Source organism: Rhodopseudomonas sp. WA056 (genome assembly GCF_010906995.1).
In the GTDB taxonomy this organism is placed as follows: domain Bacteria; phylum Pseudomonadota; class Alphaproteobacteria; order Rhizobiales; family Xanthobacteraceae; genus Rhodopseudomonas; species Rhodopseudomonas palustris_G.
In genome coordinates, this window is record NZ_QPFS01000162.1 from 1 (window position 1) to 8,740 (window position 8,740).

Below are 8,740 nucleotides of genomic sequence, written 5' to 3' on the forward strand. Positions count from 1 at the left end.
CGGCGATGTGGTCATCAGCCGCAACGGCAAGCTGCTGCGTCCGAAGCGTCTGCCCAGCAATCTGTACCAGTTCCGTCCCGGCACTGGCGAAGACCGCTGCGTGCTCGACTGCATCACCTCGCTGCAGAACGGTGCCGACCTGCTGTGGATCGAGACCGAGAAGCCGCATATCGAGCAGATCGCCGGCATGGTCGACCGCATCCGCGAGGTCATCCCGAACGCCAAGCTCGCCTACAACAACTCGCCGTCGTTCAACTGGACGCTCAACTTCCGCTGGCAGGTCTACGATGCCTGGAAGGCCGAAGGGAAGGACGTCAGCAAGTACAACCGCGCCGAGCTGATGAAGGCGGAATACGACGACACCGCGCTGGCGATCGAAGCCGACGCGCGGATCCGCACCTTCCAGGCGGATGCCGCCAAGCGCGCCGGCATCTTCCATCATCTGATCACGCTGCCGACCTATCATACGGCTGCGCTGTCGACCGACAATCTCGCCAAGGAGTATTTCGGCGACCAGGGCATGCTGGGTTATGTTAAGAATGTGCAGCGCCAGGAGATCCGTCAGGGCATCGCCTGCGTGAAGCATCAGAACATGGCCGGTTCGGATATCGGCGACGACCACAAGGAATACTTCGCTGGCGAAGCCGCTCTGAAGGCCGGCGGTGCCCACAACACGATGAACCAGTTCAGCTAAACGGAAAGAAGCAGGAGAAGGACCATGACAGCGGGCAGCAACTTCTGGGTGATCGGTGGCGAGTTCGGTTCGATGAACTTCCACAAGCTCGTCGAAGGGTCGGCCCAGGTGAAGGGTCCGTTCAAGACGCGCAAGGAGGCCGAAGAGGCCTGGAAGGTCCTTTCCGAGGAGAATCGCCATCGCGCAGGCGTGCGGTTCTCGATCGTGGAAGAGCCGAACCGGGCCGTCACCCCGGCCTGATGCGCTCCTGAACCGCGGCGGTGCACGCGCCGCCCGGCGAGCTGACGAGATAGAAGACGTCCAAGGACTTTGGCGGTCCTGTCGGGGCAACCCGGCAGGGCCGCCATCGTCGTTTTTGGGCCCCTCAAACCAGACGGTGGCACATCCGTCAGACTGCCGTGGATGAGCCAACTGGTTGATCCGCAACCGGCTTTCGCGGCCGAAGGGTTACTGATAGGTTAATCGGCGGCGGGCTCAGGCAAGCATGAGGCTGAAGTCGAGAATGGCGGATGCTCACAACTCCGGAAGCACGGCGGCGCGGCCGATGCGGCTCAAGGATGCGCTGCGGCAGGCCCGGATCGAGGCCGCCGACCGCACCGGCGTGGTCGTCGACCTGCGCGATGCCGAGATTGCCCGGCTCGAAATCCTGAGCGAAGCGCTCGACCCGCTGTTCGCCGACATCCCGGCCGGGGTCGAGCTGTTCGACCGCGGCATCAGCCAGGGCGACACGCCGCGGCTGTGGATCGATGTCGTCGCCCATGTGGTGATGGGCCGCGACAAGCGGATCTACCGCTTCGTCCAGGATACCGCTTACGGCCGAATCGTGCTGGCCGAATCCCATGAGGCGGCCAGGATCGTCGATGCGGTGACCGCCTATGTGGCCCGCCGGTTGGTCGAACGCGAGCGGGCGCTGTCGGCGCCTCCGGTCCAAGCCGCGCCGCCGCCGCCCGCGCCGCAGCGCCGCAGCGGATTGTGGACCTTCGTACTCGGCTTTGTCGCCGGCGCGCTGGCGCTGTTCGCCCTCGCGCTGTTCGCGGCGCTGCGGATTTCCTGACGCCGCGCGCGGCGGGCAGCCGCGGTATGCGGCACCCGGCGCTACAGCATTTCGGGCGGGCGCACGTCGACAATCTGTTCGCTGGCCTGGAAGCCGCGGACGCGGTGCTCGCAGCGCCAACCGTCATTGCCTTCGCTGATCTTGAACAGGTTGTAGGCTGCCGACGGGCGGTGACGGTCGTTCATCGCCGAGGCGGACGGCACGCCGACCACCGGAATCGCGCCGGACGGCGTCTCGATCCGAACCGTGGCGTGGACGTGGTCGTGGCCGTGCAGCACCAAGTCGACCGGATGCCGTTGCAACAGCGCGATCAGCTCCGCGGAATCGGTCAACCGCTTGTGCCGCGACCGCGATTGCAGCGGATGATGGATCAGCAGCACCTTGAACACGCGCTCGCCGGAAAGGCTCTGCAGCAGCGTCTCCAGCGCTGTGCGCTGCGCCGCGCCGAGCCAGCCGGTGGCGCGCAGCGGCGCGGTCGGCACCGCGCTCGACACCCCGATGATGGCGATTCCCTCGCGGCGGCGCAGATACGGAAAGCCGGGCACCGCGTCGTCGCCGCTGATGTAGTCCGGAAACGTCTCGGCGAAGCGGTGCGCGGTGGAGCGGACATAGGCGTCGTGATTGCCCGGCACCAGGCTGACGCGGTCGGCCGGCCCGACGCTCTCCAGCCATTGCCGCGCCGGGGCGAACTCGTTCAGCAGCGCGATGTTGATCAGATCGCCGGTGACCGCGATATGGTCCGGCTGCTGCGCCTGCAGATCGGCGACCAGCCTGTCGAGGATGTCGCGGCGGTGGATCTGGTGCCGGTTGCGTCGCCAGTTCAAGTAGCCGAGCGCGCGCTTGGAGGCGAGGTGACGCAGGCCGGTCTTGGGCGGCAGCGGCAGATGCGGGTCGGACAGATGCGCCAGAGTGAATACGGTCATCGCCCGATCCTGTCGCGACGCCGCACATTGCGAGCCGGTCGCGAACTGCCGCCTGTGAAAACCTCTGCGGTTTTGGCAAGTTGGCCGGACCGGCGCAAGCCTCCGCTGCGCCTTTGGCGGAAGGGACGTCCGGCGGTGACGGCGGTTCAGAATCTACGTTTGAAGTTCGAGCCGGTGCTGACACGGGCGTTTCATCTGTATTGGCGATTCGCGCGCGGCATGACGCTCGGGGCCCGCGCCGTGGTGCTGGACGACCAGGACCGGGTGTTCCTGATCAAGCATTCTTATGTCGTCGGTTGGCATCTGCCGGGCGGCGGCGTCGAGGTCGGCGAGAGCTTCGTCGATGCGCTCGCCCGCGAGCTGATGGAGGAGGGCCGGATCGCGCTGACCGGCGCGCCGGTGCTGCACGGCATTTTCCTCAACAGCCATGTGTCGCCGCGCGATCACGTTGCCGTTTACGTGGTGCGGAATTACCAGCAAGACAGGCAGCCCGAGCCGAACCGGGAGATCATCGCCAGCGGCTTCTTTGCGGCTGATGCGCTGCCGGCCGAAACCACGCCAGGGACGCGGTTGCGGATCGCCGAGGTGCTCGGCGGTAGACCGCCAATCGCGACCTGGCGCTAGCCTCAGCGCGTGTTCCCGAATGCTGGTGTCGCCACCGTTTCACAGCTTGTCTTGCGACCACACACTGGCGACCACACAGATGGCCCATTTCGCCGCTAGTGGCGGTGCAGCATTGTCATGGTCTCGGATTGTCAGCCTCGCCCAAGGCGGGGCGAAAGCCGCCAGCGCGACCATTCATCCCGTATTCCTGCGAGAGGATCGATTTTGACGTCAACTGCACGTGCATTGGTTCGAGTTCTGATCGTTGTCGCCGCGATGTTGGCCGCTGGCCCCGGATGGGCACAGGTTCCTGGCGTCAACGGTAACGGCAGCGCCGCGGCGCCGGCGGCGCCGCCGGCACCGACCGATCCGCTCGGCCGCGAGACGCCGGCCGGCATGGTGGCGGGCTTTATCGCTGCTGCCGCGGAGCAGAACTACGAACGCGCCGCGATGTATCTCGATCTCAGCCAGGAGAAGGATGCCTGGGGACCAAGCGTTGCGCAGCAGCTCCAGCGTATCCTCGATCGCGGCGGCCTGTTGTATTCCCGGCTACGCCTGAGTTCGGAGCCGCAGGGTGACCAGGAAGACGGCCTCGCCCCGGACCTCGAGAAGTTCGGCTTGGTCCGTACCGACCACGGCACGGTCGACCTGCTGGCGCAGCGGGTCGACAGCAAGGACGGCGTCAAGATCTGGCTGGTGTCGGCTCGCACCGTCAGCGAGCTGCCGGAACTGTCCCGCACGGTGCTGTCGAGCTGGGTCGACAGGCTGCTGCCTTACGCCCTGCGCGATGAATACCGCATCGCCGGCGCGCCGGTCGGGCACTGGCTCGCCGTGCTGGTGCTCGCCGTCTTGGTCTATGGCGCGATCTGGCTGATCACCGGCGCGCTGGGGCTGCTGGTGTTCCGGCTGCGCAAGGCGTCCGGCGACTCGCGGATCCGGCGCGTGCTGAGCGCCTCGGCGCTGCCGGTCCGGCTGTTCCTGACCGCCTGGGCGCTGCGGGTTGCGATGGTTCTGGCCGGCGTCTCGATCGTGGCGCGCCAGCACATGTCCGGCGTCACCGAGTTTCTGGCCTGGGTCGCGCTGTCGTGGATCGTCTGGCGGGTCGTCGATGCGCTCGCCGCATTCGCGATCGACCGCATGACGCTGCGCGGCAGGTTGTCGATGCTGTCGGCGGTCACCTTCATCCGCCGCAGCGTCAAGTTCGTCATCATCGCGTTTGCGATCATCGCCGGTCTCAACGCTTTCGGCTACAACGTCACCGCCGGTCTCGCCGCTCTCGGTATCGGCGGTATCGCGATCGCGCTGGGTGCGCAGAAGACCATCGAGCACCTGGTCGGCAGCCTGACCCTGGTCACCGACCAGCCGATGCGGGTCGGCGACTTCTGCAAGTTCGGCGAGACGATGGGCACCATCGAGGACATCGGTATGCGGTCGACCCGCATCCGCACCCTCGACCGCACCGTCGTCACGGTGCCGAACGGCCAGCTCGCAGCGGTGCAGATCGAAAACTACAGCCGGCGCGACAAGTTCTGGTTTCACCCGGTTCTCGACCTGCGCTACGAGACCACGCCGGATCAGATCCGCGCGCTGATCGCCTCCCTCCGGCAAATGCTGCTCGATCATCCCAAAGTCGACGACGATCCCGCGCGGGTCCGATTTATCGGGCTAGGGGCGACTTCGCTCAGGGTGGAGATCTTCTCCTACGTCCACGCCGTGAGCATGGACGAATTCCTGGAGGTCCAGGAAGAACTGAACCTGCGGATCATGGAGCTGGTTGCGGAGGCCGGCAGCGGCTTCGCCTTCCCGTCGCAGACAGTCTATGTCACCCGTGACAAGGGCGTCGCGGTGCCGACGGAGGAGGCCGATGCCACGCAACCTGCCGGCGGTCCCGACGGCGTCACGCCCGCCGCCGCGCCTCAACGGGTTTAGGCCGGGAGCAGTCTGCCGGCGATGGACCTGATGCGGAGGCGGTGCTATCTCGCCTCCGTCATGTCCGATCTGAAACTCACCATCCTGCCCGAAGCCCCCAACGACGCGCACGCCATCGAACGGCTGCACGAGCGTACCTTCGGGCCCGGCCGCTTCGTGCTCAGCGCCTATCGGTTGCGCGAGCATGTCGACCACATCGCCGAGCTGTCGTTCACCGCCTGGATCGGCACGCTGCTGGTCGGCTCGGTGCGGCAATTGCCGGTGACGATCGGCGATACCCCGGCGCTGCTGCTCGGTCCGCTGACGGTCGAGCCGCCGTTCCGCTCGCGCGGAGTCGGTCGGCTGTTGCTCGAACGCGCGCTGGCGGATGCCAGGGCGCAGGGCCACAAGCTGATCGTGCTGGTCGGCGACGAGCCGTATTACAGCCGGGCCGGCTTCAAGAAGATTCCGAAAGGCAGGGTGACGATGCCGGGACCGGTCGATTACGGCCGCCTGCTGGTCGCCGAATTGGTCGAGGGCGCGTTCGATGGCGTCAGCGGCCCGATCCGCCCGGACTGGAGCAGGGCGCGGGCGTAAGCTCACTGCCCAGCGTATTCCGGGGCCCGCGGAGCAGCGAACCCCGGAATCTCTTTTTGCAACAACTTCTGGATTCCGGGTTCGCTCGCTGACGCGAGCGCCCCGGAATGACTTCGGTGGATCAGAACTTCACGTTGGCGAAGGCCCGGACGCCGATGCCGGGCATCAGCACGTTGTCCTTGCTGTAGGAGGTGGCGATGCGGATGTCCTCGTTCAGCAGATTGTTGCCGACGAGGCCGACCAGCATTTCGCGCGCGCCCCAGACATTGGGATCGAGCTTGGTGCGATAGCTCACCTCGGCCTTCAGCAGGTTGTAGCCGGGCGTCGTGGTCTCGGCGATCGGGGCGACGTCGTTCTGCGCGAAGGCGTGCAGCAGGTTGACCTTCATCAGCCAGTTGGCGTCGCGCCAGTACAGGCCGCCGCCGACGCGCATCGGCGGAATCCGCGGCACGTTGGTGCCGTCCGCGAAAGTCGCCCGCACGATGTCGAACTGGTTCTCGATGCCGAAGGTGCCGCCATAGAGCTGGGCGACGTCGAGCTGGCTCTGGAATTCGCCGCCCTTGAAGGTGGCGTCACGCTGCGAATAGATCGCCTGATTGAGTTCCAGTCCGGCGCCGGCCGCGCACTCCACCTCCTCGCAGGTATTGCCGGTCAGGCGGCGATAGATGAAGCCGCTGAACTGCGTGTAGTAGGCGGTGATCTCGAACCGGAACGGACCATCGGCGCGGCGCAGTCCGACCTCGACCGACTTCGCGGTTTCGATCTTCAGGTTCGGGTTGCCGATGTCGAAGGTCGCGGTGGCGTCGTGGCCGCCGCGCGAGAACAGCTCGGCGGGCTTCGGCGCACGCTCGGTGTATTGTCCGGTGATGCTGGCGGACAGGCCCCACGGCAGCGCCTGGATCAGACCCAGGCTCAGGCTCTTCGGCGTGAACGACAGGTTGCGCTGGGTTGCCGGGCCGATCGCGCTCGGGTCGCTGTTGAGGTCGAAGATTTCCGGAATCAACGACGGCGTCGAGCCGGACAGTTCGACGTGCTCGATCCGGCCGGCGACCTGCGCCTTGGTGGTGTTGGTGAACTGCAGCTCGTTGAACACGTAGCCGGCCACCCGGGTGTTCTTGTTCGGGTCGAACAGGCCGTTCAGCGGGCTGCCCGGATCGTCCGGGCTCGGCGCGGTCAGTTCCTGATGTCCGGCCTGCACGCCGACCGCGGTGGTGACCGCCGCGAAGCCGGCGTTGAACGGCGCCAGTTGCACTTCGAGGCGGCCTTCCTGCTCGCGGTTGGTGAAGGTCTGGCGCACGCCATCGGTGGTCGGGTCGCCGGCGGTGGCCTGACCGACCTCGTTGTGCTTGTAGTCCGTGGCGCCGACCCAGAACCGGATCGCGTCGATCGCTGCCGCATCCGGGCGATATTCGCCCTTGGCGTTGAACTTGGTCTGCTTGGCGTCGATCCGGGTGCCGACCTCCGAGCCCTCCACACCGGGGATGCGATACAGCGAATTGTTCTGGGTGATCGACGCACCGATGAAGCCGCCGTCGAACAGATACGAGCCGCCGATCGAGGCACCCGCGGCGGTGGCGGCGGAGTTGGGCTGGCGGCCGTTGAACGGCATACCGGGGGCCGCATAGGGATAGCTCGGCACGTTGTAGTCGCCGGCGTTGCGGCCGTAGACGTCGGCATGGACCGCGACGTTCTTGCCGCCGGCATCGAGCAGCACTGCGCCTTCGACGCCGCGATCGACCGAGCTGACGGCGCTGCGGACTTCGCCGTTCATGCAGCCGGCACCGCCGATCAGCGTCGGCGCCTTGGCCGGCAGGCCGTAGCTCTGGAACGGCTGCGCGCACGGCGGCAGCGCATCGGGAATGCGGTTGTTGGTGGCGCTGACGACGCCGCCGATCGCGGTCGAGCCGTAGCGCAGCGTGGCCGGGCCGCGGATCACTTCGATCTGGTTGGTGGATAGCGGATCGACCGGCACGAAATGGTCTTCGCCGAGGTCGGAGGCGCCGTTGCTGCCGATGCCGTTCTCGATGATGCTGACGCGGTTGACGTCGAGGCCGCGGATGATCGGCCGGCTGGCGCCGCCGGGCGCGTATTGCGAGCCGGTGATGCCGGGCTTGTTGCCGAGCAGGTCGCCGAGCGTGCCGCCGCCGTTGCGGCGGATCTCCTCGTTCGGCACCACCGTGACGGTGGCGAACTGGTCGGTGACGATCGGCAGGATGCCGGGTTGCGCCACCGGTGCGGTCTGCGCCACCGGGGGCGTCTCGGGCTGGGCGGGACCGCGCTGGCGCGTCGTGGTGGCGACGCGGGCGGCCGGGCGCTGCTGCGGTGCCGCCTGATGACGGCGCACGATCGGGCTGGGCGCCGTCACGGTGACCTCGGGCAGGGTGGTGGCGGATTGCGCGAAAGCGACCGGAGCACCGGCGCTGTAGACGGCGAGCGTTGCGGTGCCGAGCAGAAGCCCGGTCTTGAAACGAGATGACATGGTTCGGTCCTGACTGTCCGGCTCACAGTGAGCCGGGATCTGCGGTGACGCAGATCGATCACGAGGCCGCGCAGCGCCGTTTTGCGGCGTGGCGCGATGTTCACGAGGGATCGAGGTCAGGACAGCGGGGGCGCGCGGGGCTGGAATGCGCCGGGCGGAGCGGACGGCTCGACAATGCCGGATGCGGCCAGGCGGTAGTGGATGGCGTGTGCCTGCTGCTGCGGCAGCGTCGGGGGCGCGGCATCCAGCGCCGAGCCGGCCATCGCCGTGACGGCGCAGATCGCGCACAGATCGGCGGCCGCGCCGTGATGACGATCGTTATCCGGTTCGGCCGGGCTGTTGGTCTCCGCGGCTTCGACGATCGCCGTCGCCACCGCTTCCAGGCCATGGATGTGGCCGAATGACAGGGTGAATTGCAGCGCCAGCGCGATCAGCGCCAGCCTTGCCCCCCATCCGATGTTCGCCCGCGCCCAGCTCATCCC

General features: G+C 67.1%; 9 protein-coding genes. 6 read left to right on the forward strand and 3 right to left on the reverse strand.

The window, feature by feature from the left end; translation table 11 throughout:
* From DU475_RS21815 to DU475_RS21825, 3 genes are all read left to right on the forward strand, one after another.
* Nucleotides 1-694: isocitrate lyase (locus DU475_RS21815; protein ID WP_164633313.1), on the forward strand; the 694-nt coding region annotated here is incomplete at its 5' end.
* A 24-nt stretch (nt 695-718) separates the two neighbouring features.
* Nucleotides 719-934 (forward strand): DUF4170 domain-containing protein, encoded by a 216-nt coding sequence (locus DU475_RS21820; RefSeq protein ID WP_013504258.1) that lies wholly within the window; start codon nt 719-721, stop codon nt 932-934.
* A 262-nt stretch (nt 935-1,196) separates the two neighbouring features.
* On the forward strand, nt 1,197-1,748 hold the full coding sequence (locus DU475_RS21825; RefSeq protein ID WP_164633314.1) for a hypothetical protein: 552 nt from the start codon (nt 1,197-1,199) through the stop codon (nt 1,746-1,748).
* A 41-nt stretch (nt 1,749-1,789) separates the two neighbouring features.
* Here DU475_RS21825 and DU475_RS21830 read toward each other — a convergent pair whose 3' ends face one another.
* Complete coding sequence (locus DU475_RS21830; RefSeq protein ID WP_164633315.1) at nt 1,790-2,671, reverse strand: metallophosphoesterase family protein; 882 nt, start codon at nt 2,669-2,671, stop codon at nt 1,790-1,792.
* Nucleotides 2,672-2,806: 135 nt separating this feature from the next.
* On the opposite strand from DU475_RS21830, the gene DU475_RS21835 reads away from it, so the two are divergent.
* The 3 genes from DU475_RS21835 (at nt 2,807) to DU475_RS21845 (ending at nt 5,779) form a co-directional block, all read left to right on the forward strand.
* The gene (locus DU475_RS21835) at nt 2,807-3,295 is read left to right on the forward strand and encodes an NUDIX domain-containing protein (RefSeq protein ID WP_164633316.1); all 489 of its coding nucleotides are present in this window, start codon (nt 2,807-2,809) and stop codon (nt 3,293-3,295) included.
* 255 nt (nt 3,296-3,550) lie between these two features.
* Entirely contained in the window at nt 3,551-5,203 is a 1,653-nt protein-coding gene (locus DU475_RS21840) for a mechanosensitive ion channel family protein (RefSeq protein WP_164633318.1), read from the forward strand.
* Nucleotides 5,204-5,263: 60 nt separating this feature from the next.
* The gene (locus tag DU475_RS21845; protein WP_041808073.1) at nt 5,264-5,779 is read left to right on the forward strand and encodes a GNAT family N-acetyltransferase; all 516 of its coding nucleotides are present in this window, start codon (nt 5,264-5,266) and stop codon (nt 5,777-5,779) included.
* A gap of 121 nt (nt 5,780-5,900) precedes the next feature.
* On the opposite strand, the gene DU475_RS21850 is transcribed toward DU475_RS21845, so the two are convergent.
* Both DU475_RS21850 and DU475_RS21855 read right to left on the reverse strand, forming a co-directional pair.
* Nucleotides 5,901-8,258, reverse strand: coding sequence for a TonB-dependent receptor (locus DU475_RS21850; protein WP_164633317.1), 2,358 nt, complete (start codon nt 8,256-8,258; stop codon nt 5,901-5,903).
* A gap of 116 nt (nt 8,259-8,374) precedes the next feature.
* Nucleotides 8,375-8,740, reverse strand: a 366-nt coding sequence (locus tag DU475_RS21855) for a hypothetical protein (RefSeq protein ID WP_246700391.1), incomplete at its 5' end; no start/stop codon positions are given.